Source organism: Ramlibacter albus, from assembly GCF_014297445.1.
Taxonomy (GTDB): domain Bacteria; phylum Pseudomonadota; class Gammaproteobacteria; order Burkholderiales; family Burkholderiaceae_C; genus Ramlibacter; species Ramlibacter albus.
In genome coordinates this window covers 1-25,400 of the sequence record NZ_JACORU010000006.1, presented here as the reverse complement: position 1 = coordinate 25,400, position 25,400 = coordinate 1, and the positions used below count along the sequence as shown (strand labels likewise).

The window sequence follows — 25,400 nt, the reverse complement described above, 5'->3', positions numbered from 1 at the left end:
TGCCGATGAAAAGCCCCGCCTGCGGGGCTTTTCCTCTTTGGCATCCGCACGTATGCCGCGCCGCGGGAACGCGGTCCGTCGTGGACGCACTCAACTGCCATTTCGGAGGCAGAAAATGAGCAGCGTCGAGCAAGGTGGGGCCGGGCGTCCTTGCATCATCCACGTGGGGCCCGGCCGGCAGCCGGAGCCGGACAAGTGCACGGCCACCGCGGGGCCACGCAGGACTCTCGAGCACACGCAACCGGCCCCCGAAGGGCAGGCGCCCAGCCTCGCGCAACGCACCGGTGGCGCGAGCCTCGCCGGGCTGATGCGAACAGCACTGCTGACTTTGCTGTTCGGCCGCGCCGACGCGGGCCGCCCTCTCGAAGACGCTTCGGAGCTGCTCTTCCGAAGGGCGAACTTCCAGCACCTCCAGGTTGCCCAGTACTTCCCTCAGTCGCTCAACATGGAGACCCTGGACCAGGTCCTTGCGGGAGCGAGGCGTGCGCCGGGGGTTCCGGTCGAATACAGGCAGGTCCTTTGGACCGATGCCGCGTGGGACCACTGGTGGCAGGAGCGCCTCTCGACAGCGGAAGACCTTGCACCGCTCGCTTCGGAGCTCGCGGCCGACGTCGATGCCGGAGTGCAAGCGGGCACCGACGCGCACCGGCGGTTTGTCGACCTCATCCGCAGCCTGGAGCCAGGGGAGCTCGGCCTGTTTTCGATCGACGTCACCACTGCACACCCGCCCGCCACCGCATTGGGGCAGGGGCGTGCGGTGATCTGCGCGGACGCGCGCCTGCTGACCTGCTCGATTCCCAAGCCCGGCCGCCTGCGTTTTGCATGGCAGGACTTCGACTCGCCTGACCCTGACTGGAAGCAAGATCCACGGCGCGACGAACTCCTCGCGCCAAACCACGACCTTTTCGCGCAGGACCTGAACGCCCGCGACGGTTCGGCGGGGATCGTCCTGGAAGACCAGGAAAAGGAAATCCTGCTGGAACTGGTGAGCCACTATGAGGACCTGGGGCTTTCGGTCATCCGGCTGCCCCTGGTCGAGGACAAGTACATGCTCCTCGTTGCGCCCGGCTCGGAAGGCGACGCACTGGAGGAGCTCGCGGGCCGGGTGGGTGGGCAAGTCCTGTGTCACGGCACGCCGGGCGCCCTGCGGCCCTTCAGGGTGCCCGGGCTCGAGAAACCCGGTACGCAGCGCCATGAGGCTGCACCCGACGAGGCCATGACCCCCCGGGCGCCGCTCGCGCTGGCCTCCGTGCTCGCGCTTGCGGTTGCCCTGCGCCTCGGCGTGTGCGTGTATCCGCGGCGGTGCACGCGCGCAGCGACGATGCGGTTGCCAGACGCGGGCGACGGCAGTCGCAGGTGGAAAAAGCGCCTCAGTGCCCGAAAAGGGCGCGAGGAGGCCACTGGCCGCGCAGGCCGCGTGCCGGCCCCGATCGACAAGGCCGTCGTGACGCGCACCGATGCCGCCACCATCGCTGCATCGCCAGACTCCCGTGACCCGCGCCAGGTCGCCAACGAAACTCGCGAACTGCTCGCCGATGTCGGCCACGACCGGGAGGCGGCAACACTCCTCCTCGGCGAGTTGCGTGACGAATGCGTCGCGGAAATCGCGTCGGCCGATGGCGGCGCAGGCGTCGCGCGTGCGGCGGGCATCGTGTGCGCCGTCTACGAATGCACCGCGGGCAGCCAGAACGTTCGCGAGCGCTGGATCAAGAGCCTGGGCATGGACCGGGCGACCATGGCCAAGCTCGTGCAGGACGCGCTGCGCACCGCCAGTGATGAACCGCAACGCCAACTGCGCAGCGCCTCCGGCATGCTGGACGGATTGACGAAGCCGGTCTTGGCCGAGTCGAAGCTGACACCCGTTGCCACCGAGCAGCCAGCTCCCGCCGTCGAGGCGGCCACGCCGCCCCAACCGCTTCATCCGGTCAGGGGGCCGCAGGTCGGGCGCGCCATCCGCGACACTTTCAAGGAGGCGGCCCGCCTTGCGAGCCTGGACACCAAGGCCGCAACGCGCAAGGACGCCGACATGTTCGTTCCTTCGACGAGCCGTGACCACCTCCACTTGCAGGACGGCGGCTTCCTGACGTACCGGAAGCCGAATGGCCCGCACCTCTATCTGGCCCAAGGGGACACGGCGTACCCGGCTCGGCTGCGGCTGGTCCGCGACGGGCTCGACAAGGCCGACCCCCGCGACGCACGCATTCTCGCGAGCCTGGACACTTTCGAGCGTGCGCTGGCGGCTCAAGCGCCGTAGCCCCGGTTGTGCGCGGCCCCCAGCCCTTGTAGAGTGGGGCCCCATCCACCCACGCGGAGGGGCTCATGGCCAACGAGAAGACCGGCGTCTTCGACGCGAGCAAGCTCAACCAGCAGAAGTGCCCCGACTGCAACGGCACCGGCGAGCTGCGCTACGACTCCGAGAACATCAACGAGAACTTCGAGGTCGAGAAGCAGGTGATCATCACGCCCTGCGAAAGGTGCAACGGCACGGGCTTCGTGCAGGCGGGTTAGAATCCGCGCGGGAAAGGCACAGATGGTTATGACACCGCGAACTACCACGGAAGGTTTCACGGCCCGCTAGGGGTCGGTGGTCGCGCGTGTACTGAACGTCAGGTTCTCCAACGAAAAGCGCGGCACTGACCGCGCTTTTTGTATTCCGCCCCGAGATTCCAGAAACATGATCCAGATCACGCTCCCCGACGGTTCGAACCGTGAGTACCCCGGCCCCGTCACGGTGGCCGAAGTCGCCGCCTCCATCGGCACGGGCCTGGCCAAGGCCGCGCTCGGCGGCAAGGTGGACGGCAAGCTCGTCGACACGTCGCACCGCATCGAGAACAACGCCAAGGTCGCCATCGTCACGGCCAAGGACGCCGAAGGCCTGGAGCTGATCCGCCACTCCACGGCCCACCTGCTGGCCTACGCCGTCAAGGAGCTGTTCCCCGACGCGCAGGTCACGATCGGCCCGGTCATCGAGAACGGGTTCTACTACGATTTTTCTTACAAGCGGCCCTTCACGCCCGAGGACCTGCAGGCCATCGAGAAGCGCATGGCCGAACTCGCGGCCAAGGACGAGCCGGTCACGCGCCGCGTGCTCCCGCGCGACGAGGCGGTGGCGTACTTCAAGGGCCTGGGCGAGCACTACAAGGCCGAGATCATCGGCAGCATCCCGCAGGACCAGGAAGTTTCGCTGTATCGCGAAGGCGGCTTCGAGGACCTGTGCCGCGGCCCGCACGTGCCGAGCACGGGCAAGCTGAAGTTCTTCAAGCTCATGAAGGTCGCCGGCGCCTACTGGCGCGGCGACAGCAAGAACGAGATGCTGCAGCGCGTCTACGGCACGGCCTGGGCCACGAAGGAAGAGCTGCAGAACCATCTGCACGTGCTGGAGGAAGCCGAGAAGCGCGACCACCGCAAGCTCGGCCGCGAGCTGGACCTGTTCCACGTCGACGACGTCGCGCCGGGCGTGGTGTTCTGGCACCCCAAGGGCTGGGCGGTCTGGCAGGTCGTCGAGCAGTACATGCGGCAGGTCTACAAGGACACGGGCTACCAGGAGGTCAAGGGCCCGCAGATCCTCGACAAGAGCCTGTGGGAGAAGACGGGCCACTGGCAGAACTACCGCGAGAACATGTTCGTCACGGAGTCGGAAAAGCGCGACTACGCGCTCAAGCCGATGAACTGCCCCGGCCACGTGCTCATCTTCAAGAGCAAGCTGCACAGCTACCGCGACCTGCCGCTGCGCTACGGCGAGTTCGGCCAGTGCCACCGCAACGAGCCCTCGGGCGCGCTGCACGGCATCATGCGCGTGCGCGGCTTCACGCAGGACGACGGCCATGCCTTCGTCACGGAGGACCAGATCCTCGACGAGTGCGTCGCGTACACGACGAAGCTGCAGCAGGTCTACAAGGACTTCGGCTTCACGGACATCCTCTACAAGGTGGCCACGCGGCCCGAAAACCGCGTCGGCTCGGATGAGCTGTGGGACAAGGCCGAGCACGCCGTGATGGAGGCGCTGCGCCGCTCCGGCGTGGACTTCGTCGTCTCGCCCGGCGACGGCGCCTTCTACGGCCCGAAAATCGAGTACACGCTCAAGGACGCGCTGGGCCGCCAGTGGCAGTGCGGCACGATGCAGGTGGACTTCAACACGGCCGAGCGCCTGGGCGCCGAGTACGTGACCGAGACGAGCGGCCGCGCCCACCCCGTGATGCTCCACCGCGCCATCGTCGGCAGCCTGGAGCGTTTCATCGGGATGCTGATCGAGCACCACGCCGGCGCGCTGCCCGCGTGGCTGGCCCCGGTGCAGGTCAGCGTGCTGAACATCACGGACGCGCAGCAGGATTACGCCAGGGAAGTGGCCAAATCGCTGCAAAATCAAGGGCTTAGGGTCACCCTCGACCTGCGCAACGAAAAGATTACGTATAAAATACGGGAGCACTCGTTGCAGAAGGTGCCTTTCCTGCTCGTCATGGGCGAAAAGGAAAAGGCTGCCGGCACGGTCGCCGTGCGCGCCCGGGGCAACCAGGACCTCGGTGTCATGTCCCTCGAAGCCTTCTCCCAGAAGATCGCATCGGACATCGCCGGGAAATTTTGAGTTTGAAAAAGGACATCGACCATCGCTACTGATTTTCGCGACCGCCGCCAACGCGAGGAACGCAAGCACCGCCTGAACCGGGAGATCATGGCCCCGGAAGTCCGCCTGAGCGGACCCAACAACGAGCCTATCGGCATCGTGAGCCTTCAGGAGGCGCTGCGAATGGCGGGCGAGATGGACGTCGATCTCGTGGAGATCGCGCCCACGGCCCAACCTCCGGTCTGCCGCCTGATGGACTACGGCAAGTTCAAGTACCAGGAGCAGAAGAAGGCCGCCGAAGCGAAGTCGAAGCAGAAGGTCATCGAAGTCAAGGAAGTCAAGTTCCGCCCGGGCACGGATGACGGCGACTACAACATCAAGTTGCGCAACATCCGCCGCTTCCTGGAGGAGGGCGACAAGTGCAAGATCACGCTGCGCTTCAGGGGCCGCGAGATCACGCACCAGGAAATCGGCATGGCGCTGCTGCAGCGCCTGCGCGACGACCTCGGGGACACCATCGTGGTGGAGCAGTTCCCCAAGCTCGAAGGCCGGCAGATGATCATGATGATCGCGCCGGGCAAGAGGAAGCCGAGCGCGGCCAAGGCCGCGGAGGCATCGGCATCGAATACGACGCCTGCTTGAGAGAGCGGGTTCGTTAGAAGTGGTGAGTTAAGAGCTCGCCAACAAGTGGCTCGGGGCCATCAAGGCACGGAACATCCGTGACGCCTCACGAGCACAAAGTAGAAGGAGGCATGCAAATGCCCAAGATGAAGACCAAGAGCGGGGCGAAAAAGCGTTTCCGCGTGCGTCCGGGTGGCACCGTCAAGCGGGGCCAGGCGTTCAAGCGCCACATCCTGACCAAGAAGTCCACCAAGAACAAGCGCCACCTGCGCGGGCCCACCGGCGTTCATGAGACCAACATGGGTCACATGGCGCAGATGCTGCCCTCGGCCGGCCTCTAAGACGAAGAAGGAGAAAACACAATGCCTCGCGTCAAACGTGGTGTAACGGCTCGCGCCCGTCACAAGAAGGTCCTCGCCCTCGCCAAGGGCTTCCGCGGCCGCCGCGGCAACGTCTTCCGCATCGCCAAAGAAGCGGTGATGAAGGCGGGCCAGTATGCGTACCGCGACCGCCGCGCCAAGAAGCGCGTGTTCCGCCAGCTGTGGATCGCGCGTATCAACGCGGCAGCCCGTGCCAACGGCCTGACCTACAGCCAGTTCGCCAACGGCATCCGCAAGGCCGGCATCGACATCGACCGCAAGGTCCTGGCCGATATCGCCTACAACGATCCCGCGGCGTTTACCGGCATCGTGGAGCAAGTCAAGGCCAAGCTGGCTGCCTGACCTTTGTAGCAACAAGGTAAGTTCAGGGGCCAAGGCTTGCGAGCCTTGGCCCCTTTTTCGTCTATGACAACAGAACTCGATTCGATCGTCGGCAGCGCGCGCGATGCGTTCGCGAAAGCCGCCACGCCGGCCGACCTGGAGAACGCCAAGGCGCAGTTCCTCGGCAAGTCCGGCCGCGTGACGGAGCTGATGAAGGGCATGGCCCAGCTCTCCGTGGAGGAGAAGAAGACGCGCGGCGCCGCCATCAACGTGGCCAAGCAGGCGATCGAGTCCGCGCTCAACGAGCGCCGCCAGGCCTTGGCCGACCAGGAGCTTGAAGCGCAGCTCAAGGCCGAAGCGCTCGACGTGTCGCTGCCCGGGCGCCTGCGCGAACCCGGCGGGCTGCACCCCGTGAGCCTGACGATGGAGCGCATCGAGCAGATCTTCGCTTCCATGGGGTTCGATGTCGCCGACGGCCCCGAGGTGGAGAGCGACTGGCACAGCTTCACGTCCCTCAACAACCCCCCCAACCACCCCGCGCGCTCGATGCAGGACACGTTCTACGTGGACATCAAGGGCGACGACGGCATCCCCTACAACCTGCGCCCGCACACCAGCCCGATGCAGGTGCGCTATGCGCAGGCGCACGTCAAGAAGTACGAGGGCCGCGAGATGCCCGAAGTGCGCGTGATTGCACCGGGCCGCACGTACCGCGTCGACAGCGACGCCACGCACTCGCCCATGTTCCACCAGTGCGAAGGCCTGTGGCTCGGCGAGAACGTGAGCTTCAAGGACCTGAAGGTCGTGTTCCTCGACTTCTGCCGCACGTTCTTCGAAACGGACGACCTGCAGCTGCGCTTTCGCCCCAGCTTCTTCCCGTTCACGGAGCCCAGCGCCGAGATCGACATCCAGTTCCAGAGCGGCCCGCTCGCGGGCAAGTGGCTCGAAGTGGCCGGCTCCGGCCAGGTGCACCCGAACGTGGTGCGCAACATGGGCCTCGACCCCGAGAAGTTCATCGGCTTCGCGTTCGGCATGGGCCCGGACCGCCTGACCATGCTGCGCTACGGCGTGAACGACCTGCGCCTGTTCTTCGACGGCGACATCCGCTTCCTGCGCCAGTTCCGATAAGCCGCCGACGAGACGAGAAGAAGATGCAATTCCCCGAGTCCTGGCTGCGCGAGTTCTGCAACCCGCCGCTCGCCACGCAACAGATCGCCGACACGCTCACCATGGGCGGCCTCGAGGTGGAGGAGCTGCGCCCCGTCGCGCCGCCCTTCACGAAGATCGTCGTGGGCGAGATCAAGGAAGCCGTGCAACACCCCAACGCCGACCGCCTGCGCGTGTGCCAGGTCGACGTGGGGCAGGGTGCGCTGCTCAACATCGTCTGCGGTGCGCCGAACGCGCGCGTTGGCATTCGCGTGCCCACCGCGCTCGTGGGCGCGCAACTGCCGCCGGGTGAGGAGGGCAAGCCCTTCGAGATCAAGCTGGGCAAGCTGCGCGGCGTCGAGAGCCAGGGCATGCTGTGCTCGGCGCGCGAGCTGCAGCTCTCCGAAGACCATGCGGGCCTTCTCGAGCTCGCGAGCGACGCGCCGATCGGCAAGGACGTGCGCGAGGTGCTCGACCTCGACGACCACGTCTTCACGCTCAAGCTCACGCCCAACCTCGCGCACGCGCTGTCCGTGTACGGCGTGGCGCGCGAACTCTCCGCGCTGACCGGTGCGCCGCTCAAGCAGCCGAAGTTCGAGCCGGTGAAGCCGACGCACGACACCAAGCTGAAGGTGAAGATCAGCGCCCCCGACCTGTGCGGCCGCTTCAGCGGGCGCGTCGTGCGCAACGTCAACACCAAGGCAAAGACGCCGCAGTGGATGGTGGACCGTCTGGCCCGCTGCGGACAGCGCAGCGTGACGGCGCTCGTGGACATCTCCAACTACGTGATGTTCGAGTTCGGCCGCCCGTCGCACATCTTCGACTACGACAAGATCCACGGCGGCCTCGACGTGCGCTGGGGCAAGCCGGGCGAGAAGCTCAAGCTGCTCAACGGCAACACCATCGAGGTCGACGAGAAGGTGGGTGTGATCGCCGACGACAAGGAAGTCGAGTCGCTCGCCGGCATCATGGGCGGCGACGCCACGGCCGTCTCCGACGACACGAAGAACGTGTACGTCGAAGCCGCCTTCTGGTGGCCCGAGGCCGTGCAGGGGCGCTCGCGCCGCTACAACTTCTCCACCGACGCCGGCCACCGCTTCGAACGCGGCGTGGACCCGAGCCAGACCGTGGAGCACATCGAGCACATTACGCGCCTGATCATCGACATCTGCGGCGGCGAAGCCGGCCCGATGGACGACCAGGTGACCAAGCTGCCCGAGAACAAGCCGGTGAGCATGCGCGTGGCGCGCGCCTCCAAGGTGATCGGCATGCCGGTCTCGGAGGCGCAATGCCTCGACGCCTTCAAGCGCCTCGGCCTCGAAGCCACGGCCAGGGACGGCGTCATCACCGTCACGCCGCCGCCGTACCGCTTCGACATGACGATCGAAGAGGACCTGATCGAGGAAGTGACGCGCATCGTCGGCTACCAGAACCTGCCGACCACGCCGCCGCTCGCGCCGATCACGGCCAAGCTGCCGCCGGAATCGCGCCGCAGCCGCTTCGCGGTGCGCCGCCTGCTGGCCGCGCTGGGCTACCACGAGACGATCAACTTCAGCTTCGTGGACGAGGCATGGGAGCGCGACCTCGCGGGCAACAAGGACCCGATCAAGCTGCTCAACCCGATGTCCAGCCAGATGAGCGTGATGCGCTCGTCGCTCGTCGGCTCGCTGCTGCAGGTGCTCAAGTTCAACCTGGACCGCAAGGCCGAGCGCGTGCGCGTGTTCGAGATCGGCCGCGTGTTCCAGCGCGACAGCTCGGTCGCAACGACCGACAGCACGGTGCACGGCGTCAACCAGCCCATGCACGTCGCCGGCCTGGCCTACGGCGAGCCCGACGGCCTGCAATGGGGCCGCAAGTCGCCCGGCACCGACTTCTACGACGTCAAGGGCGATGTCGAGTCGCTGCTCGCGCCGCGCACAGCGGAGTTCGTCACCGCCAACCACCCCGCCATGCACCCCGGCCGCTGCGCCGCGATCCGCATCGACGGGCAGACCGTCGGCATGGTGGGCGAGCTGCACCCCAAGTGGCGCCAGGCGTGGGACCTGCCGCATGCGCCGGTGCTGTTCGAGCTGGACCTCGACGCCGCCGTGCAGCGCCATGTCGCGGTGTTCGAGCCCGTGCCCAAGTTCCAGCCCGCCGAGCGCGACATCGCCGTGATCGTGCGCGACGAGGTCACGCACGACGCACTGCTGCGCGCGATCCGCGAGGCGGACACGCACGGCCTGCTGCGGGGTGCGTTGCTGTTCGACGTCTACAAGCCCAAGCAGGCCACGGCCGGCATGGCCGCCAACGAGAAAAGCCTGGCCGTGCGCTTGACGCTCGCCAGCAGCGAAGCCACACTGACCGATGAGCAGATCGAGGCGGCGGTGGGCGCGGTGGTGGAGCGCGTCACGCAAGGGCTCGGCGGCCGGCTGAGGGGTTGATGAAGATGCGGAGGAGCGAGGAGATCATGGAATTTGCCGTCGAGAGCCTGGAAACCCCGGCGTTGACCAAGGCGCAGCTGGCGGAGCTCCTGTTCGAGCAGATCGGCCTGAACAAGCGCGAGAGCAAGGACATGATCGACGCGTTCTTCGACCTCATCGCCACCAGCCTGGTCGAGGGCAAGGACGTCAAGATCTCCGGCTTCGGCAACTTCCAGATCCGCACCAAGGCCCCCCGGCCGGGCCGCAACCCGCGCACCGGCGAGGCCATCCCGATCGAGGCAAGGCGGGTGGTCACTTTCCACGCCAGCCACAAGCTCAAGGAACAGATCCAGGGCAACGGCGAGGCCGAGCGCTGAACCCAAAACAACGCGGCCGGGGCCCATTCGACGCCCCGGCTTTGCTTTGCCCCGGTCTTAGAGTAACCTTGTAGCTTTCTCTCCTACCGCATTGATTTCAATGGAGAAAGCCCTCCCGGCCATACCGGCCAAACGCTACTTCACCATCGGTGAGGTCAGCGAGCTGTGTGGCGTCAAGCCGCACGTGCTACGGTATTGGGAGCAGGAGTTCACGCAGCTGCGGCCCATGAAGCGGCGCGGCAACCGGCGCTACTACCAGCACCACGAGGTGCTGATGATCCGCCGCATCCGGGACCTGCTGTACGACCAGGGCTTCACCATCAGCGGCGCGCGCAACAAGCTGCAGGAGATCGTGCAGACCGAGCGCGACAAGCGCCGCGCGGGCGAGGTGATGCTCGAGGGCGTGGAAGTCATCGAGGTGGAGGACTCGGCCCTCGACGACTTCGAGGAGAGCACGCCGCCGGAGATGAGCGACGCGATGACGCAGAAGCTGCAGTTCGTGCGGCGCGAGCTGTTCGAGATCCGCGACCTGCTCAGCTCCACGCACTGACCGCACTGGGGGCAGGCTATAATGGCCGGCTCGGCGTGTAGCGCAGCCTGGTAGCGCACTTGCATGGGGTGCAAGGGGTCGCGAGTTCGAATCCCGCCACGCCGACCAAAAACTCACGCGTTGCCGGTTGAACCTAGTGTTCAACCGGCTTCTTGCTTTCCACCCTGCCTCTACAATGCCTCGGACATGGCCACAGTCGTCTTCGCAGACCTGGTCGGTAGTACCGGCATCTTCGAGCGCCTCGGCGACGAGACCGCCGGCCGCTTCGTCACGCAACTCACGACTGCGCTTTCCAAGACGTTCGAGCAGCACAAGGGCCGCGTGGTCAAGCTGCTCGGCGACGGCCTGTTCGTGGTCTTCAAGGAAGAGGGCGACGCGATCATGGCCTGCGTCGCCATCCAGAAGCGCCTCGTCGAAAAGCCGATCTACCCCGGCGGCATGGGCAACCCCGTGCAGATGCAGATGGGCGTGGAGTCCGGCGAGGTGGTGGAGATCGAGGGCGACTGCTACGGCGATGCCGTGAACAGCGCCGCGCGTCTTGCGGACCTTGCCGGCGCTGACCAGATCCTCACCAGCCAACGCGTGCACGAAGCGCTTGCGCCGCCCCAGCGCACGCAGCTGCGCAGCCTGGGCCCCATCTACCTGCGCGGCAAGGCCGAGGCTACCGAGGTGTACCGCGTCGAATGGCAACCCGAGCGCGACGCCGAAGCCACGGTGATGGGCGTGTCGATGTTCGGCGGCCTGCGGCAGGACGCCTGCCTGGAGCTGATGCTGGCCGGCAGCACCATCGAGGTCCAGCCGCGCGGCGAGCGCGTCACGATCGGCCGGTCCATGACGGCCGACCTCTCCATCAACGATTCGCGCGTCTCGCGCATCCACGCCACCGTGGAGTGGCGCGGCGGCCACTACGTGCTCACCGACAACTCGAGCTTCGGCACCTGGGTGTACATGGGCAACCAGCCCGAGCCCGTGGTGCTGCGGCGCACCGAGTGCTACCTCGTGGGCAGCGGGCAGATCGCACTCGGCTGCGACCGCACGGCCGAAGAGCCGCCGATCGCGCTGTTCTCAGTCAAGACATGACCATCCAGCTTCGCATCGCCGGCCCGGGCCTCGATGTGACGAAGACGTTGAACCCCGGCGACCCCGCCCTGATCCTGGGCCGCGACGTGGACTGCGGCGTCTGCCTGCCCGACCCTTCGCGCAACGTGTCGCGCCGCCACCTGAGCGTGTGGAACGACAACGGCGAGCTGCACTTCCACGTACTGTCCGTCGTCAACGGCGTCGAGATGCCCTTCGGCGAAGCGCCGCCGGGCGCGCGCGGCGTGCTGCCGATGGGGCAGGTGCTCAAGCTCGCCGAGTACGCCCTCACCGCGCAGGCCGGCGCCGAGGACCCGTGGGCCGTGTTCGACCGCGACGCGTCCGGCATCGCCCCCATCCCCGACGACATGCGCGCCTTGCAGACGCTGCCGGCCGGCAAGGCGCAGATCGAGGACGACCCGTTCGGCGACTGGGGCTTCGAGACCACCTTCGGGCCCGGCGGCCTGGCCGGCGCGCCGTTGAACGCGAATGCATTGGGCGTGGCGCAGGACGTCGCCGCGCTCTTCCGCGGCCTCGGCCTGGACAACATGGCCGCCATGAGCGAGGGCGAGCTGGAAACCGTCGGCAAGGTCGTGCGCGTGCTCGTCGAGGGGATCCTGGAACTGCAGTCCGCCTCGCTTCAATCCAAGCAGGACCTCAACGCCGAGGACCGCACGATGGTGGGCGTGCGCGGCACCGCGATCAACCCGCTGAAGGTGGACGGCACCCTCGACGACAAGCTGCGCTACCTCTTCGGCGGCCGCGGGGCGAGCGTGGGCTTCATCGGCCCCGAGCGCGCCGTGAGCGACCTGCTCGCGGAGCTGGTGGCCCACGAGCAGGCGTCACGCTCCGCGGCGCGCGCGGCGGTGGAGGGCACGCTGCGCGAGTTCGACCCCGACACGCTGAAGACCAAGCTCCTGGGCGGCGGCGCCAAGCTGTTCGAGTCGGCCCGCGCGTGGGACGCGTATGCGAAGTTCTACGCCGAAAAGCGTGGCGAGCTGCCGCAATGGGCGCAGCAGATGCTGGACCGCTACTTCGCCGAAGCCTACCTGCGCGAGGGCCGGCGTGCCCAACGCTAGAATGCACCGTCCCTTACCCTGAGGCCCAAGCCGGAAGTGAGTCTCAAGAAACTCGGCCGCTACGAACTGACCCGTGTTCTCGGCAAAGGCGCGATGGGCGTCGTGTACGAGGGCCGCGACCCCAACCTCGAGCGGCGTGTCGCCATCAAGACCGTCAAGGTCGAGAACCTGTCCGAGGAAGCCGCGGCGGAGTACGAGCACCGCTTCCGCACCGAGGCGCGCAGCGCCGCGCGGCTGCAGCACCCCAACATCGTCAGCGTCTACGACTCCGACCGGCACGACGACATCGCGTACCTGGTGATGGAGTACGTGCAGGGCGAGGACCTCAAGCACCACCTCGACCGCGGCGTGCGCTACTCGCTGGAGCAGTCGCTCAAGATCATCCGCGACCTGCTCTCGGCGCTGGACTACGCGCACAAGCAGGGCATCGTGCACCGCGACATCAAGCCGGCCAACCTGATGATCGAGCCGGGCGGGCGCGTCAAGCTCACCGACTTCGGCGTCGCGCGCATCCAGGACTCGGGCGACGCCACGCGCACGCAGGGCAGCATGGTGGGCACGCTCAAGTACATGTCGCCCGAGCAGGTGCAGGGGCAGAAGGTGGACGCGCGCGCCGACCTGTTCTCGGTGGGCGTGGTGCTGTACCAGCTGCTGACGGACAAGCGCCCCTTCGACGGCGACAACGACTTCTCGATCATCCACCAGATCATCGGCACCGAGCCGGCGCCGCCCAGCTCGTTCAATGCGCGGCTGCCGACCGCGATCGACGCCGTGGTTGCGCGCGCTCTCGCGAAGGACCGCGAGCAGCGCTTCGCCACCGCTCGCGACTTCGCCGTGGCGCTGCAGGCCGCGATCCGCAAGGCGGAGGACCAGACCGTCGTGCCGCCGGCGGACCCGCACAAGAAGGCGGACCCCGCTGCTTCGCGCCCGTTGACGAGCCCCGGCTCCATCGCCGGGACCACGCCGGGCGGCATGACATCGCCCAGCATGACGAACACCGTCACGCAGGAGCTGGAGCTCGTCTACTGGAAGGACATCAAGGACTCGACCGACCCGGAGGAGTTCCAGGCCTTCCTCGAGAAATTCCCTGCCGGCATCTATGCCGACCTCGCGCGCCGGCGGCTGCGCAAGCTGGCCAGCGGTTCATCGGGTGACCAGACCGTGCTGAGCGGGATGACCATGCCGGGCACGAATGGCGACAGCGACCCGGACCTCGAGGCGACGCGGCTGCGCACCGAGCCGTCGCGGCCGTTGACGCCGGGTACGTCGCCTTCGACGACCACGGCACCGGCGACTGCGCCAGCTGCCACGGCTGCACCGGCAACCCCCGACCGTGCTTACGAGGCCACGCAGGCGATGACCGTCGTGCCCACGGCTGCGGCTGCGGCTGAAAGCTCGCAACCGTCAGCAGCTGCGCCTCCGGCAACTTCCGCTCCTGCAGCGACACCTGCGCCGGTAACGACACCGGCTCCGGCAGCGACACCGGCTCCGGCAGCGACACCGGCTCCGGCAGCGACACCTGCGCCGACCTCCGAGCTCGCAGCAACCACCCCGGCCCAGCCGGCCAAGCGCGTCGACAAGCCGATGGTGATGCTGGCCTCTGCCACCGCAGTCGTCGTGGTCGGCATCGCCGCGATGATGCTGATGGGCCGTGGCGACAAGACGGCCGGCGCAGCGGGCGCAGCCTCCGCACCTGTAGCCGCTGCTTCCGCGGCCGCGGTGGGCACGCCGCCCGCTTCAGCCGTCGTGCCCGTCGCGGAAACGCCGGCCGGCGCTGCAAGCGCGACGGCTGCCGCTGCCTCCGGACCCGCAAGCACGGCTGCGGCCGCTGCTTCCGTGCCTGCAAGTGCGCCTGCCGGGGCCGCTGCTTCCGGCGCCGCATCGGCCGCGAAGCCCGCAGCCAGCGCGCGCCGTGCGGCAAGCCGCCCGCCCAAGGCCGCATCGGCACCCGCGCCCGAGCCCGCACGCCCGCACATCGTCGCGCCGCCGCCGCGCGTGGAAGAAGCGCCCCGGCCCGTGCCGCCGCCGCTGCCCGCCACCTCCGGCCCCAACCCGGTCGAGCAGTGCCGCGACAAGGTCTTCCTCTCGCGCGAGCTGTGCCTGGCCGAGCATTGCGACAAGCCGGTCGCCCGCAACCACGCGCTGTGCGTGAAGTACCGCGAGGAAAAGCGCCTGCGCGAGGACAGCAAGGTCCGCACGACGCCGCAGCAATAGCGCGCAGAAATAGCGCGCAGAAATAGCACTAGTCGATGTCGAAGGTGTGGACCGTGAAGGCGCCGCGCCGGCGGTCCTCGAAGTAGCGCAGCAGCGTCTCCTTCACCGTCTTGAACGAGATCTCCTCCCAGGGGATCTCCTCCTCGGTGAAGAGGCGCGCCTCGATCGTCTCGTGGCCGGGGTCGAACACGTCGGACAGCAGCCTGCAGCGGTAGTACAGGTGCACCTGCCCCACGCGCGGCACGCTCATCACGGTGATCAGCCCCTCCATCTCGAACTGCGCGCCGGCCTCCTCGGTGGTCTCGCGCGCGGCGCCCTGTTCGGTGGTTTCACCCAGCTCCATGAAGCCGGCCGGCAGCGTCCACTTGCCCCAGCGCGGCTCGATGTTGCGCTTGCACAGCAGCACGCGCTCGCCGAGGTAGGGCACGGTGCCCACCACGTTGAGCGGGTTCTCGTAATGGATGGTGTCGCAGGCCGGGCACACGGCGCGCTCGCGCGTGTCCCCGTCGTCGGGGACGCGGTACACAACGGAGGCGCCGCAGTTACGGCAGTGCTTGATGGGCGATCGGAACAAGACCCGCCAAGTTTAAGTCTTCGTGGTCTTCGTATGTTTCTCGATCAGGTCGCGGGCGGTCTGCAGCAGCTTCTTGCCGTCGAAGCCGCGCTTGTCCATGTCGGCCACCCACTCCACCTCCACCAGCCGCGACTTGCGCTTGAACTCCTGCGCGTCCGCCTGCGGGATGGTGTAGATCGTGTTCTTGCGGTCCTCGGCGGACTTGCGGCCGATGGGGTCGTTGCCCTGCTGCGTACGGCCCAGCCAGGCGGACGTCGCCAGGCCCGAGTTGGCGTCGATCACTTTCTTGAGGTCCGGCGCGAGCGAGTTGTACTTGTTCTTGTTCATCGCCATCACGAACGTGGTGGTGTAGAGCGCACCGCCCGCGGGGTCGAACTGGCTGTGGAACTTGGTCAGCTCGTGCACCTTCACCGAGGGCACCACTTCCCACGGGATCACGCAGCCGTCGATGGTGCCCTTGGAGAGCGCATCGGGGATGCTCGGCAGCGGCATGCCCACGGGGATGGCGCCCAGGTGGCCGAGCATCTTGGTGATCTGGCGCGTGGGGCCGCGCAGCTTCATGCCCTTGAGGTCGTCCGGGTGCTTCACCAGCTTGTCCTTGGTGTGGAACATGCCCGGGCCGTGCACGTGCAGCGCGAGCACCTGCGTGTCGCTGAACTCCTCCTTGGCCATGGCCTGGTGGTACTCCCAGTAGGCCTTGGAGGTGGCCTCCGCGTTGGTCATGATGAAGGGCAGCTCGAAGACCTCGATGCGCGGGAAGCGGCCGGCCGTGTTGGCGGGCAGCGTCCACACGATGTCGACCACGCCGTCCTTGGCCTGGTCGTAAAGCTGCACCGGCGTGCCGCCCAGCTGCATGGCCGGGTAGCCCTCGAACTTGATGCGGCCGCCGGAGTCCTTTTCCACCTTCTCCATCCACGGCTTGTGCATGGTGAGCCACACGTTGGACTGCGGGGCCATGAAGGTGTGGAACTTGAGGGTGACGGACTGCTGCGCGAGGCCGCTCAGGGTGGGCGCGCCGAGGGCGGCAGCGGCGGTGGACTGGAGCAGGGTGCGGCGGCGGATCATGGTTGTTCTCCGGGCAAGTTGCGGATGGCCCGAAGTTACAGCATCCGCGAGCGGCGCCGGTTGGGGTTTTCGGCTAGCCGGCGCCCGAATTGCGCCTCGAGTCGCCTACCCGCGAGACCTGCGATAAGACCGGTCCTGCAGGTAGATGTTCACCAGCAGCCACACACCGCCCAGCGCAGCGCCGATGAAGCAGACGATCGCCAACCCGGGGTAGCCGAGCAAGCGGAAGTCGGTCTCCACGCGCATCAGCAGCGCGGCGCCGATGATCAGCGCCGCGAGCACGAGGCCGGTGGTGACGCGGTTGGCGATCTTCTGCATGCCTTCGATCATGCCGGCCGCGTCCGTTGCGCGCACCTTGATCTCCAGCTCGTTGTCCGCCACGGCGTCCATGATGCGGTTCACGCGGCGGGGCAGGCCGGCGGCGAAGTTCTTGAACTCCATCGCCGCCGTCAGAAAGCTCCCCTCGGTGGCCTCCCGCTTCATCCGCGTCGACAGGAGTTGCGCCGCATGCCGGCGCACGGCCGCATTGGGGTCGAACTGCGGGTCGAGCACGCGGCCGATCTCGTCCAGCTGCAGCAGCGTCTTGGCCAGCAGCGCCAGCTCGCTCGGCACGAAGAAGCCGCAGTCCGCGGCGACGGTGCTGATGTCCAGCAGCGTCTGGCCGATCTTCACGTCCTTGAGCCCGCGGCCCTGCTCGCGCGCGACCAGAAGGCCCAGGCGGCGCCGGAAGTCGGCAGGGTCGGCGTCCTCCGTCTTCTCGCTCACCTCGAGCAGGGTTTCGGCGGCCTGTTCGCTGCGCCCGTCGCTCACCGACAGCAGGATCTTGAGCAGGTGCTCCTGCATGCCCGGCGTCGTGCGGCCCACCATGCCGAGGTCGAGCAGCGCCAGGCGCCCATCGTCGGTGATGAACACGTTGCCCGGATGCGGGTCGGCATGGAACAGGCCGTCCACCAGCACCTGCTTCAAGTAGGCGTGGAAAAGCTCGTCGAGCAGCGTGGTGCCGTCGACGTCCAGCCGCGTGTAGCCTGAGAGCTTCGTGATCTTGGTGCCGTGCACCCGCTCCATCGTCAGCACGCGCTTCGTGCAGAAGTCGGGGATGGGCTGCGGTATGACCAGATGCTCGAACTCGCGCAGGCTGCGGCCGACCGCGACCAGGTTCTCCGCCTCGCGCTCGTAGTCCAGCTCCTCCTGGATCGAGACGCGGAACTCCTCCAGCATGAGCCGCAGGCGGTGGCGGCGGCCGACGTCGGTGTGAGCGTCGAGGAAGTGCGCGACCTGCGAGAGCACGTCGAACTCGTCGGCCACCTGCTGGCTGGCGCCGGGCCGCTGCACCTTCACGACCACGGGCGTGCCGTCGCGCAGCGTCGCGGCGTGCACCTGGCCCAGCGACGCGGCCGCGATGGGCTCGGGCTCGAAGGACTGGAAGGCCTTGGTCATGCGCACGCCGAGCTCTTCCTCGACGATCGCGCGTACTTCGTCGAATGCGAAAGGCTTCACGTCGTCCTGCAGGCGCGTAAGGGCCTTCACATAGACGGCGGGCAGCAGGTCGGGCCTGCTCGACAGCACCTGGCCCAGCTTCACGTACGCCGGCCCCATCCCCTCGAGGTCCGCGGCCAGCTGGTCGGCGCGTTGCTGCGGGTCTTCGCCGGTTGCGTTGTCGCCGGCTGAGCTGTCGCCGGCGCGAATGGCACGGCCGTGCTTCCACATCAGGCGGGCGATCTGCCGCCAACGGTGCAAGTGTTCGACTTTGGTTGTCATGCGGCCCGGGACTTCATGGGAGAGCTCGAGTGTCGCTATGCCAGAGCCGGGCGTTTATCGTCCCGCGACCCGTCCGCGTGTCGGAATGGTGCACGGGATGGCCGAGGGATCAGGCGCGATGTAGCTCGTCACACGGGTCGTCCCCGCGGCGGCCCGACATACAGCACGATCTTCCCGCGCGTATGCCGCCCTTCGCTCAGCGCGTGGGCCCGCGCAATGTCTTCGAGCGCGAATTCCGCCCCGATGACCGGCCGCACCTTGCCCTCGTCGGCCAGTTTCGCCAGCTGCTCCAACACCTCGGCATTCGGGCCGATCATCAGGAATTCCCCGCGCACGCCGTACTTTGCGGCCAGCTCCTGCGGCGGGGGGCTGACGATGGAGACCAGCACGCCGCCGGCCTTGAGCAGGGGAAACGAGGCTTCCTGGGCCTCGCCGCCGACGGTGTCCAGCACCGCGTCCACCGGCTCCTGGATGGCCGACTCCAGCGTCTGCGTGCGGTAGTCGACGAATTCATTCGCACCCAGCGACAGGACGAAGTGCCTGTTGGCGGCCGAGGCCGTGCCAATGACGTAGGCGCCTCGCGCCCTGGCGATCTGCACCGCCAGCGAGCCGACGCCGCCGGCGGCCGCATGGACCAGGACACGCTGCCCGGTCTTGAGCTTGCACACGTCGACCAGTGCCTGCCATGCCGTGATGCCCGCCAGCGGCAGCGACGCCGCCTCGATGTGCGAGATGGTGGCCGGCTTGGGCGCGACCTCGGCCGCCCGCACCGCCACGTATTCGGCATACGTGCCGTTGCGAGCGATGTCGGGGCGCGAGTACACGCTGTCGCCGATGCTGTAGCGTGTGACGAGGTTGCCCGCGGCGCTCACCACGCCCGACACGTCCCAGCCCAGCGTGAGCGGCATGGCATGCGCAAGCACTTCCTTCAGCTTGCCTTGCCGGATCATCCAGTCGACCGGGTTGACCGACGCGCCGACCACCTGGATGAGCACCTCGTCCGGCGCCAGCACCGGCAGCGGTGCGTCCTCGAACACCAGCTCTTCGCGCGGGCCGTAACGATGGATGCGGACTGCTTTCATGGATCTCTCCTGGTCAGGGAGACCCAGCGTGCCCAAGCGGGGCCGCGAACACAATCCTCAGGCCTGCGGGTCCTGACGGCAAACTGCTGCGTCCGGTGCCGGCCAGGGCCCAGGACTGCGATGGTTCATTGCATGGCGGATCAGGCCAGGTATGAGGTGGAGTCGTCCGATGCGAGCGGCCCGTCAAAGGTGCCCGCGAGTGTCTCGATCCGTACTGCACGACTTTGGCCGGGGATATGCACAAGCAGCCCAAGCGGCCCGGCGACCACGCGCGCGCGTACGCTCTTGCTGCCGACTTCGCTGCGGTAGTCGTACACACCCGGCTGCCACACCTCGGCAGGTGAGTGCATGCGGCTGGACCCGAGCAGGTCGCCGATCTGCTTCCGGAACGCGCTGCGTTCGCGCTGGATCTTCTGGACCTGGGCAAAGATGCCGCCGACTGACGCACGGCTCGATTCGTCCCTGCTCAGTTCGAACGCTTTCTGCAGGAGCCCTGCCTCCTGCTCCACGAGTGCGGCAACGTGGGACCGAAGCTCTGCAATACTTTTCCGCGGTTCCATGCGCTCATTATTGACGCACCAACTGCACAGCGTGTGGGTTTGGCGCAGCGCGCGCGAGTCGGTTTGGGCCGACAGCCACGGAGCGGGCGGTGCTCAACGCTCCAGCGCCGCCATTTCCTCGAACAACTGCAGGGCGCGGGCCTCCGGCAGGAGGTTCTTGCTGCCGACGGCGACCAACTTCTCGATCAACGCTCGCGTGGCAGGCGACGCGACCCGCGACAGGTCGACCATGTGCGCGGCCAGGGCGTCGCTCGCCCGCCGCCGCGGTGTCGCCGGCGAGGCCGCCACCATCACCTTGTCGGGCGGGGGCGCGTCGAGTTCGCCTTCGCGCAGGCCCAGCGCCTCTTCCCACCCGCGCGCCATGTTCTCGGTGATGCGGCGCCTCGGGTTCGGGCCGGCGTACTGGCTGACGGTGCTGAGCGCGGCACCGACCTTGGCGGCGAACGCCTTGATCGACCCGGCGGTCTTGATCAGTCGGCGTACGTTGGCAAGGCGGTTCTGCTCGCGGGCGTTCAGCTCCAGTTTGACGGTACTCCTCATGCGCGGGCATTTTGCCTCGCGGAAAGGGCGTCTGTCGCCCTTGAGCTTCAGGAGGAGCGCGCCAGGTTGGTCTTTCGTCCCAAGCCCCCCGTAGGGCCGAACGGCACTTTCGCGCGCGAGTTCATGTTCTTGCCTCCGCTTTGAGGCTTGTTCATGGTGCTGTTCCAGCCCCGCGCCCTGCCTTCCGGCCGCGTGACTTCTCCCTGCTTACCGGGGCGCTTCTGCTTGTCGGTATTCGACGTGTCTCGTTGCGACATTCAAAGGCTCATCGGGGAGTAGTCTTCTTCTCTCCATGCTTGTGGGGACCGGTGGGCGATGCGCCGGAGCGCGACTGGCCGGCTGCCTTGTCGGAGACAGCGCCACCCGCGTGCTGAGTCTTTTTCGCGTGGGTCTTTCCACCCTTGTTGTCCTTGTTCGATTGCGGCATGTGAGGTCCTTGGAAGTGTCAGCCGGACACCCCGGCTTTGTTCCACGGTAGGGCATGGACGGGTACTTGCCTGTGAGAAAGGAGAGGTGCTGCCCGTCAGCTGATCGTGACTCGGCCAAGATCTCGCGAGGTCAACAAGCGGCATGCTTGCCGGCGTCCGAGCCCCGCTCGCCCGCCGCGCCTGCATCGCGGGGAATCGGGTGCGCGAGTTCTGCAATGACCGCGCGGAGCGAATCGTCACCGCTTCCGGCCAGCTCCGCATCCACCCACTGGAGAATGGCCTTCTCGTGTCGCACCATGCCTTGCAGCACGTCGGCATCCTCCGCCAGGCCGATCGCCGCGATGGCCTCGAATTCGGCGATGCCTTTCTGCACCACGGGCCTTGATGCGGCCATCAGGGCCTGCCATCCATGTTCGACGTATAGGCTTACGGCACCATCGACAAAGGGCTGAATGTCGGGCGTCGAGTACGCCACGCCGTACTTGAACAGGAAGGGCTGCAACCGGGCCTTCGTCTCCGACTCGAGTTGAAGCAGGGTGGCGAAGTGGTAGCGGTCCCGCTCGCCCTTCGCCGCACGCAACAGCGCCGAATAAATTTTTTCGCCGTTGCTCTCGCTTTCATAAAGCTTGCGGATGCAGTCGGGGTAGGTGAACGGCATGGGTGGCGCTCCTCCAGGTTGGGGATCGTGACAGAAGGAGCGAAACGCCGCAACGTGCGGATAATCGCCACATGTCGGAAGTCACCATCTATCACAACCCCGCTTGCGGCACGTCGCGCAACACGCTCGCAATCATCCGCCATGCCGGCATCGAGCCTACCGTCATCGACTACCTGAAGGCGCCGCCCACGAGGGCGCTGTTGCGCAAGCTGCTCGCGGATGCCGGCTTGTCGGTGCGCGACGTCCTGCGCAGCAAGGAACCGGTATATGCGGAGCTGAAGCTGGCGGACGCGCATTGGACCGACGACGAGCTGGTGGACTTCATCGGACAGCACCCCATCCTGCTGAACCGCCCGATCGTCGTCACGCCGCTGGGCACGATGTTGTGCCGGCCGAATTCCGAAGTCGTGCTCGAGATCCTTCCGGTGCCGGTGGTTGCGCCGTTCACCAAGGAAGACGGGCAGCAGGTGATCGACACCGGCAAGCGGCGAGCACCATGAGCGACCTTGCGCCCCTGCCGCCCACCGCCACCGGCCGATATCGCCATTACAAGGGCGGCGAATACGAAGTGCTGGGCGTGGTGCGCCACAGCGAGACGCTGGAGCCACTGGTGTTGTACCGCGCGCTTTATGGCGAGCACGGGCTGTGGGTGCGGCCGCACGCGATGTTCTTTGAAAGTATTGACGTGGATGGCGTTCGGCAGCCGCGATTCGCGCCTGTCGCCTGAATGGACGCGATACATCCGGCAAGTAGCAACACCGCGCGCAGTCCGGTGGACGTGCGCCTCAGACCCGGCGCGGCTCCACCGCCATCCGGAGGCCGAGCGCAGCCAGCACCTTCACGATCGTGGACAGGCTCGGGTTGCCGTCGGCCGAGAGCGCCTTGTAGAGCCCTTCGCGCGTGAGGCCTGCCTCGCGCGCGACCTGAGACATACCCGATGCGCGCGCAGCCGTCCCGAGCGCGGCGGCGATCACCGCGGGGTCTCCCTGGGCTTCCTCGAAGCAGAGCTCGAGGTAGGCCGCGACGTCCTCGGGGGTCTTGAGGTATTCGGCGGCGTTGTAGTCGCTGATCTTTTCGGCCATGGTCAGTACTCCTTCATTTCCCTGGCGAGGCGCTGCGCGGTTGCGATGTCGGCCACCTGGGACGACTTGTCGCCACCGCACAGCAGGATCACGACGACCGGACCCCGGCGCGTGAAGTACACGCGATAGCCGGGGCCGTGATCGACTCGAAGCTCAAACACGTTTTCGCCCACGTGTCTCGAATCGCCGAAATTGCCGGCTTCGATTCGCGTCAAGCGGGCGAGGATACGCAGCCGCCCCATCCTGTCGCGGAGAGCGTTCAACCACTTGTCGAATGTCTCTGTCCGCTTGGTCAGGAGCATATGTGAATCATAGTTGACATCAGAGGTGATGTCAACTATGGTTAACGAAAGTGGAAAATGAAAGCTAAGCTCAAAGCCCCATCGTCGCCGGATGTCGAAACCGGCTCAAGGAACGTGTTCGCGGACCTCGGCTTGCCGGACCCCGACGACCGCCGCTTGCGCGTGCAATTGGCAATGCGGCTTATCGATCTGCTCGAAGGAATGTCCCAAGCCGCTGCCGCGAAACGCCTCGGGATTTCCCGGCCTCACGTTTCGGGGTTGAAGCGTTTCAAGTTGGCTCGGTTCTCGAGCAAGCGGCTCCTGCATCTCACCCGGCGTATTCAGCAGGCGGGGGACACTTCTATGAGCACGGTGCGCTTGCGCTCGATGTCCGTCGGGGAACGGCACTGCGGATAGCACCGACTCAGTTGCAAGCGAAATGGAATCTGACCCCAGTTCTCACAAGATACGACTACTCAGCGAGGCAATGCGGGAGATGGTTTTCGAAACAAGTGGGCACCCGTTCGAAGCCTCTAGAACTCTACGCCTTGTGTGGAGACCTGTGGTCTCCACACAAGTAGATTCAGACGCCTCAGAGGCCAACGTTTATGACCGGAGATGCTCCTAGTCGCTGGCATGACGCTATTGTACAACCTTCGACTTTGCCCGGAGGCTGAGCCTTGAACCTGCCCAAAAAGCCAATCGCAGAGCTGTTCGGCGCGATGTTCCACGGCAAGCAGAAATTTGCGGACTTCATTGGCGCGGACGTGACCTCGCTTTACACGACGACGACGCCCCGAATCGGCAGCAAGCGCCGGACGCTCCACATGCCCTCCGACAAGCTTCGCGCGTACCACGAGTTCCTGAATCTCTTTGTCTTTGAGTTCTTGCCTGTGAACACCGGAGTCGCCTTCGCGTATCGAAAAGGTGTCAGTGCAGCCGACGCAGTCCGGATTCACAAGCACGGCCGCCACTTCCTCGTGAGCGACTTGGCAGACTTTTTTCCAAGCATCGACGTTAGCTTGGTTCGCGCCACGCTCGTTGGCGGCGCGATGGCATCGCCTGTTGAGGGACTGGAATCTAATCTAGATCGAATCCTGCAGCTGGTTTGCATCGATGATGCACTGCCGCTTGGCTTTTCCACTTCGCCGGTTCTCAGCAATGCAGTTCTATTCGCTTTCGACACCGCGTTGCAGAAAGAATGCGAGTCGCGAAGCCTCGTCTACAGCCGCTACTCAGACGACCTGATCATCTCGGGGTCCGATCGCGATGAGGTGCATGGCGCTGGCCAAATTGTGGAAGGGCTGCTGCGTGAGCACTTTGGCGAGAAACTGCGCCTAAACCCGTTCAAGTCGAAGTCGTTGCACGTGGGGTCGAAGGTTAGGCTGCTGGGAGTGGTCTTACTGCCCAACGGTAAGGTGACAGTCGACGCAAAGTTGCGAGCAAATATCGAGGTCCTGCTGCACTTCTACCTGAAGGACCGCGCAAAGTTTGCCGATTTCGCCAAGAAAGTGACGGGCGAGCCGGACAAGGCGGAAGCCCGCCTCTCGGGCTGGATCAACTACATCAACGCTGTCGACCAAGAGTACTTGGACAAGTTGCGGATGAAGTACGGCTCGGCGCTGGTCGATCGTTTCGTTCACCGGTCGTTCGGGTGATTGCATGCAGCTTTGCGTCACTCTCACCAAAATTCAACACATTGCGACCTTGAAGTGGTCGGTGGATTTGGGCAAGCGCGGAATCACTGCGATCGTCGGACGAAACGGGTGCGGCAAGACGACATTGGCTAAGGCATTGCTCACTATCCCGCTGGGAGACACATTGGCATCGACGTCCTCAGAGGGGATCGTCGGCCCCGATAGTTGGATTCGGTACGAGTTTGGTGAGCAAGTATTTGAGTTCAGGTTCGACCCGGACCTCGGGACTCTCAGTTCGCGCACTCCGATCCCGCGCCACCTGAAGGCCATCATTGGTGTCGAGCTGCCCGTGCCACACGGTGACCGCTTCAAGGCGTTTCAGGCAATCGTTGAACATGACCACGACCTCCGCACGGCACTGGCGATTGGGCAGGGCGCACCTCGACAGGAGCTCAATGACTTCCTCAATCGCGTCTATCGCACGGACAGGTTCACAGGCCTGCTGGAAGTTCGTATCCGCCGCCGATCCTTCTACTGCTTTCGCCGGCCGGAAGACCGTTACCTGCGCGAAGACCATCTGAGCTCGGGAGAGTATTTCCTCATCAGCGTCTATCGTCGAATCGTCTCTGGGGTCAAATTCCTGTTCATCGACGAGATCGATATCTCCCTCGATGCGGATGCCCAGGCACGTTTGTCCGGCGAGTTGCGACTTCTGTGCGAGCGCCACGGCGTGCATCTAGTCTTCACGACTCACTCCTTGGCGCTCATGAGCACCCTGGAAAAAGGCGAGATGATCTACATGGAACGGGAAGCCCATGAAGTTACGCTACGCCAAGCTTCCTATAACTACGCGCGTACGCTGATGTTCGGCTTCAAGGGATGCGACTGGTCTTGCCCCCGTACTCCCGGACACGTTCTAGTCGCAACTTAGCGCTGGTCCCTCTTGCTGGACCTTTCGCGTCTGCGCGGCTTGCAGCCGCCTGAACTCCCTGGGTGACTTCATTTTC

The 25,400-nt window shown here is 66.1% G+C and carries 27 protein-coding genes and 1 tRNA gene; 19 read left to right on the top strand and 9 right to left on the bottom strand.

Going from position 1 to position 25,400, the window contains the following annotated elements:
- Positions 1 to 115: 115 nt before the first annotated feature.
- The 14 genes from H8R02_RS16590 to H8R02_RS16525 all read left to right on the top strand — a co-directional run bounded on the left by H8R02_RS16590 (position 116) and on the right by H8R02_RS16525 (position 14,728).
- Positions 116 to 2,254 (top strand): hypothetical protein, encoded by a 2,139-nt coding sequence (locus H8R02_RS16590; protein ID WP_187082569.1) that lies wholly within the window; start codon positions 116 to 118, stop codon positions 2,252 to 2,254.
- A 65-nt stretch (positions 2,255 to 2,319) separates the two neighbouring features.
- Positions 2,320 to 2,508 (top strand): hypothetical protein, encoded by a 189-nt coding sequence (locus H8R02_RS16585; protein ID WP_187082568.1) that lies wholly within the window; start codon positions 2,320 to 2,322, stop codon positions 2,506 to 2,508.
- Between the two features lie 166 nt (positions 2,509 to 2,674).
- Positions 2,675 to 4,582 (top strand): threonine--tRNA ligase, encoded by a 1,908-nt coding sequence (thrS, locus tag H8R02_RS16580; protein ID WP_187082567.1) that lies wholly within the window; start codon positions 2,675 to 2,677, stop codon positions 4,580 to 4,582.
- A 21-nt stretch (positions 4,583 to 4,603) separates the two neighbouring features.
- Positions 4,604 to 5,203, top strand: coding sequence for a translation initiation factor IF-3 (gene infC, locus H8R02_RS16575; RefSeq protein ID WP_187082899.1), 600 nt, complete (start codon positions 4,604 to 4,606; stop codon positions 5,201 to 5,203).
- A gap of 116 nt (positions 5,204 to 5,319) precedes the next feature.
- Entirely contained in the window at positions 5,320 to 5,523 is a 204-nt protein-coding gene (gene rpmI, locus H8R02_RS16570; RefSeq protein WP_187082566.1) for a 50S ribosomal protein L35, read from the top strand.
- A gap of 21 nt (positions 5,524 to 5,544) precedes the next feature.
- A complete protein-coding gene (rplT, locus tag H8R02_RS16565; RefSeq protein ID WP_187082565.1) occupies positions 5,545 to 5,904 on the top strand; it encodes a 50S ribosomal protein L20 in 360 nt (119 codons plus the stop codon).
- Between the two features lie 63 nt (positions 5,905 to 5,967).
- On the top strand, positions 5,968 to 7,011 hold the full coding sequence (pheS, locus tag H8R02_RS16560; RefSeq protein WP_187082564.1) for a phenylalanine--tRNA ligase subunit alpha: 1,044 nt from the start codon (positions 5,968 to 5,970) through the stop codon (positions 7,009 to 7,011).
- 23 nt (positions 7,012 to 7,034) lie between these two features.
- Complete coding sequence (gene pheT, locus H8R02_RS16555) at positions 7,035 to 9,452, top strand: phenylalanine--tRNA ligase subunit beta (RefSeq protein ID WP_187082563.1); 2,418 nt, start codon at positions 7,035 to 7,037, stop codon at positions 9,450 to 9,452.
- Between the two features lie 26 nt (positions 9,453 to 9,478).
- Positions 9,479 to 9,808, top strand: a complete 330-nt coding sequence (locus H8R02_RS16550) for an integration host factor subunit alpha (RefSeq protein ID WP_187082562.1) — start codon at positions 9,479 to 9,481, stop codon at positions 9,806 to 9,808.
- Positions 9,809 to 9,908: 100 nt separating this feature from the next.
- Positions 9,909 to 10,358, top strand: a complete 450-nt coding sequence (locus H8R02_RS16545) for a MerR family transcriptional regulator (protein WP_187082561.1) — start codon at positions 9,909 to 9,911, stop codon at positions 10,356 to 10,358.
- Between the two features lie 31 nt (positions 10,359 to 10,389).
- Positions 10,390 to 10,466 (top strand) — tRNA-Pro (locus tag H8R02_RS16540).
- A 78-nt stretch (positions 10,467 to 10,544) separates the two neighbouring features.
- A complete protein-coding gene (locus H8R02_RS16535; RefSeq protein WP_187082560.1) occupies positions 10,545 to 11,438 on the top strand; it encodes an adenylate/guanylate cyclase domain-containing protein in 894 nt (297 codons plus the stop codon).
- Positions 11,435 to 12,514 (top strand): type VI secretion system-associated FHA domain protein, encoded by a 1,080-nt coding sequence (locus H8R02_RS16530; RefSeq protein WP_187082559.1) that lies wholly within the window; start codon positions 11,435 to 11,437, stop codon positions 12,512 to 12,514. Before H8R02_RS16535 ends, H8R02_RS16530 begins: the two co-directional genes overlap by 4 nt.
- Positions 12,515 to 12,550: 36 nt before the next feature.
- Positions 12,551 to 14,728, top strand: coding sequence for a serine/threonine-protein kinase (locus tag H8R02_RS16525; protein WP_187082558.1), 2,178 nt, complete (start codon positions 12,551 to 12,553; stop codon positions 14,726 to 14,728).
- Positions 14,729 to 14,756: 28 nt separating this feature from the next.
- Here H8R02_RS16525 and H8R02_RS16520 read toward each other — a convergent pair whose 3' ends face one another.
- The 7 genes from H8R02_RS16520 to H8R02_RS16490 all read right to left on the bottom strand — a co-directional run bounded on the left by H8R02_RS16520 (position 14,757) and on the right by H8R02_RS16490 (position 21,393).
- On the bottom strand, positions 14,757 to 15,302 hold the full coding sequence (locus H8R02_RS16520; RefSeq protein WP_187082557.1) for an NUDIX hydrolase: 546 nt from the start codon (positions 15,300 to 15,302) through the stop codon (positions 14,757 to 14,759).
- A gap of 12 nt (positions 15,303 to 15,314) precedes the next feature.
- Positions 15,315 to 16,367, bottom strand: coding sequence for a TRAP transporter substrate-binding protein (locus H8R02_RS16515; protein ID WP_187082556.1), 1,053 nt, complete (start codon positions 16,365 to 16,367; stop codon positions 15,315 to 15,317).
- Between the two features lie 105 nt (positions 16,368 to 16,472).
- Positions 16,473 to 18,125 (bottom strand): ABC1 kinase family protein, encoded by a 1,653-nt coding sequence (locus H8R02_RS16510; protein WP_187082555.1) that lies wholly within the window; start codon positions 18,123 to 18,125, stop codon positions 16,473 to 16,475.
- A gap of 128 nt (positions 18,126 to 18,253) precedes the next feature.
- Entirely contained in the window at positions 18,254 to 19,207 is a 954-nt protein-coding gene (locus H8R02_RS16505) for an NADP-dependent oxidoreductase (RefSeq protein ID WP_187082554.1), read from the bottom strand.
- Between the two features lie 140 nt (positions 19,208 to 19,347).
- The gene (locus H8R02_RS16500) at positions 19,348 to 19,767 is read right to left on the bottom strand and encodes a hypothetical protein (protein ID WP_187082553.1); all 420 of its coding nucleotides are present in this window, start codon (positions 19,765 to 19,767) and stop codon (positions 19,348 to 19,350) included.
- 93 nt (positions 19,768 to 19,860) lie between these two features.
- A complete protein-coding gene (locus tag H8R02_RS16495) occupies positions 19,861 to 20,307 on the bottom strand; it encodes a hypothetical protein (protein WP_187082552.1) in 447 nt (148 codons plus the stop codon).
- A 558-nt stretch (positions 20,308 to 20,865) separates the two neighbouring features.
- The gene (locus H8R02_RS16490; protein ID WP_187082551.1) at positions 20,866 to 21,393 is read right to left on the bottom strand and encodes a hypothetical protein; all 528 of its coding nucleotides are present in this window, start codon (positions 21,391 to 21,393) and stop codon (positions 20,866 to 20,868) included.
- A gap of 71 nt (positions 21,394 to 21,464) precedes the next feature.
- Between H8R02_RS16490 and arsC the strand changes: the two genes are divergently transcribed.
- Positions 21,465 to 21,893: an arsenate reductase (glutaredoxin) gene (gene arsC / locus H8R02_RS16485; protein ID WP_187082550.1), complete on the top strand. Its 429-nt coding sequence runs from the start codon at positions 21,465 to 21,467 to the stop codon at positions 21,891 to 21,893.
- A complete protein-coding gene (locus H8R02_RS16480; RefSeq protein ID WP_187082549.1) occupies positions 21,890 to 22,120 on the top strand; it encodes a DUF1653 domain-containing protein in 231 nt (76 codons plus the stop codon). Before arsC ends, H8R02_RS16480 begins: the two co-directional genes overlap by 4 nt.
- Before the next feature lie 58 nt (positions 22,121 to 22,178).
- Here H8R02_RS16480 and H8R02_RS16475 read toward each other — a convergent pair whose 3' ends face one another.
- Positions 22,179 to 22,475 carry an addiction module antidote protein gene (locus H8R02_RS16475; protein ID WP_187082548.1) on the bottom strand — a complete coding sequence of 99 codons (297 nt, stop codon included), beginning with the start codon at positions 22,473 to 22,475 and terminating at the stop codon, positions 22,179 to 22,181.
- A gap of 2 nt (positions 22,476 to 22,477) precedes the next feature.
- Entirely contained in the window at positions 22,478 to 22,777 is a 300-nt protein-coding gene (locus H8R02_RS16470; RefSeq protein WP_187082547.1) for a type II toxin-antitoxin system RelE/ParE family toxin, read from the bottom strand.
- A 57-nt stretch (positions 22,778 to 22,834) separates the two neighbouring features.
- On the opposite strand from H8R02_RS16470, the gene H8R02_RS16465 reads away from it, so the two are divergent.
- From H8R02_RS16465 to H8R02_RS16455, 3 genes are all read left to right on the top strand, one after another.
- A complete protein-coding gene (locus H8R02_RS16465) occupies positions 22,835 to 23,173 on the top strand; it encodes a helix-turn-helix domain-containing protein (RefSeq protein ID WP_187082546.1) in 339 nt (112 codons plus the stop codon).
- Between the two features lie 263 nt (positions 23,174 to 23,436).
- Positions 23,437 to 24,414: a reverse transcriptase domain-containing protein gene (locus H8R02_RS16460; protein WP_255429385.1), complete on the top strand. Its 978-nt coding sequence runs from the start codon at positions 23,437 to 23,439 to the stop codon at positions 24,412 to 24,414.
- Positions 24,415 to 24,463: 49 nt separating this feature from the next.
- Positions 24,464 to 25,324 carry an AAA family ATPase gene (locus tag H8R02_RS16455; RefSeq protein ID WP_187082545.1) on the top strand — a complete coding sequence of 287 codons (861 nt, stop codon included), beginning with the start codon at positions 24,464 to 24,466 and terminating at the stop codon, positions 25,322 to 25,324.
- Positions 25,325 to 25,400: the final 76 nt, after the last annotated feature.

Excerpts from the sequence above, each read along its gene's own strand:
- H8R02_RS16530 (WP_187082559.1), top strand. The coding sequence starts at position 11,435 with ATGACCATCCAGCTTCGCATCGCCGGCCCGGGCCTCGATGTGACGAAG.
- H8R02_RS16500 (WP_187082553.1), bottom strand. The coding sequence starts at position 19,767 with ATGGAACCGCGGAAAAGTATTGCAGAGCTTCGGTCCCACGTTGCCGCA.
- H8R02_RS16585 (WP_187082568.1), top strand. The coding sequence starts at position 2,320 with ATGGCCAACGAGAAGACCGGCGTCTTCGACGCGAGCAAGCTCAACCAG.
- pheT (WP_187082563.1), top strand. The coding sequence starts at position 7,035 with ATGCAATTCCCCGAGTCCTGGCTGCGCGAGTTCTGCAACCCGCCGCTC.
- H8R02_RS16475 (WP_187082548.1), bottom strand. The coding sequence starts at position 22,475 with ATGGCCGAAAAGATCAGCGACTACAACGCCGCCGAATACCTCAAGACC.
- pheS (WP_187082564.1), top strand. The coding sequence starts at position 5,968 with ATGACAACAGAACTCGATTCGATCGTCGGCAGCGCGCGCGATGCGTTC.
- H8R02_RS16505 (WP_187082554.1), bottom strand. The coding sequence starts at position 19,207 with ATGAAAGCAGTCCGCATCCATCGTTACGGCCCGCGCGAAGAGCTGGTG.
- H8R02_RS16510 (WP_187082555.1), bottom strand. The coding sequence starts at position 18,125 with ATGACAACCAAAGTCGAACACTTGCACCGTTGGCGGCAGATCGCCCGC.
- rplT (WP_187082565.1), top strand. The coding sequence starts at position 5,545 with ATGCCTCGCGTCAAACGTGGTGTAACGGCTCGCGCCCGTCACAAGAAG.
- H8R02_RS16480 (WP_187082549.1), top strand. The coding sequence starts at position 21,890 with ATGAGCGACCTTGCGCCCCTGCCGCCCACCGCCACCGGCCGATATCGC.
- thrS (WP_187082567.1), top strand. The coding sequence starts at position 2,675 with ATGATCCAGATCACGCTCCCCGACGGTTCGAACCGTGAGTACCCCGGC.
- H8R02_RS16490 (WP_187082551.1), bottom strand. The coding sequence starts at position 21,393 with ATGCCGTTCACCTACCCCGACTGCATCCGCAAGCTTTATGAAAGCGAG.
- H8R02_RS16590 (WP_187082569.1), top strand. The coding sequence starts at position 116 with ATGAGCAGCGTCGAGCAAGGTGGGGCCGGGCGTCCTTGCATCATCCAC.
- rpmI (WP_187082566.1), top strand. The coding sequence starts at position 5,320 with ATGCCCAAGATGAAGACCAAGAGCGGGGCGAAAAAGCGTTTCCGCGTG.
- arsC (WP_187082550.1), top strand. The coding sequence starts at position 21,465 with ATGTCGGAAGTCACCATCTATCACAACCCCGCTTGCGGCACGTCGCGC.
- H8R02_RS16495 (WP_187082552.1), bottom strand. The coding sequence starts at position 20,307 with ATGAGGAGTACCGTCAAACTGGAGCTGAACGCCCGCGAGCAGAACCGC.
- H8R02_RS16465 (WP_187082546.1), top strand. The coding sequence starts at position 22,835 with ATGAAAGCTAAGCTCAAAGCCCCATCGTCGCCGGATGTCGAAACCGGC.
- H8R02_RS16470 (WP_187082547.1), bottom strand. The coding sequence starts at position 22,777 with ATGCTCCTGACCAAGCGGACAGAGACATTCGACAAGTGGTTGAACGCT.
- H8R02_RS16545 (WP_187082561.1), top strand. The coding sequence starts at position 9,909 with ATGGAGAAAGCCCTCCCGGCCATACCGGCCAAACGCTACTTCACCATC.
- H8R02_RS16550 (WP_187082562.1), top strand. The coding sequence starts at position 9,479 with ATGGAATTTGCCGTCGAGAGCCTGGAAACCCCGGCGTTGACCAAGGCG.
- H8R02_RS16515 (WP_187082556.1), bottom strand. The coding sequence starts at position 16,367 with ATGATCCGCCGCCGCACCCTGCTCCAGTCCACCGCCGCTGCCGCCCTC.
- H8R02_RS16535 (WP_187082560.1), top strand. The coding sequence starts at position 10,545 with ATGGCCACAGTCGTCTTCGCAGACCTGGTCGGTAGTACCGGCATCTTC.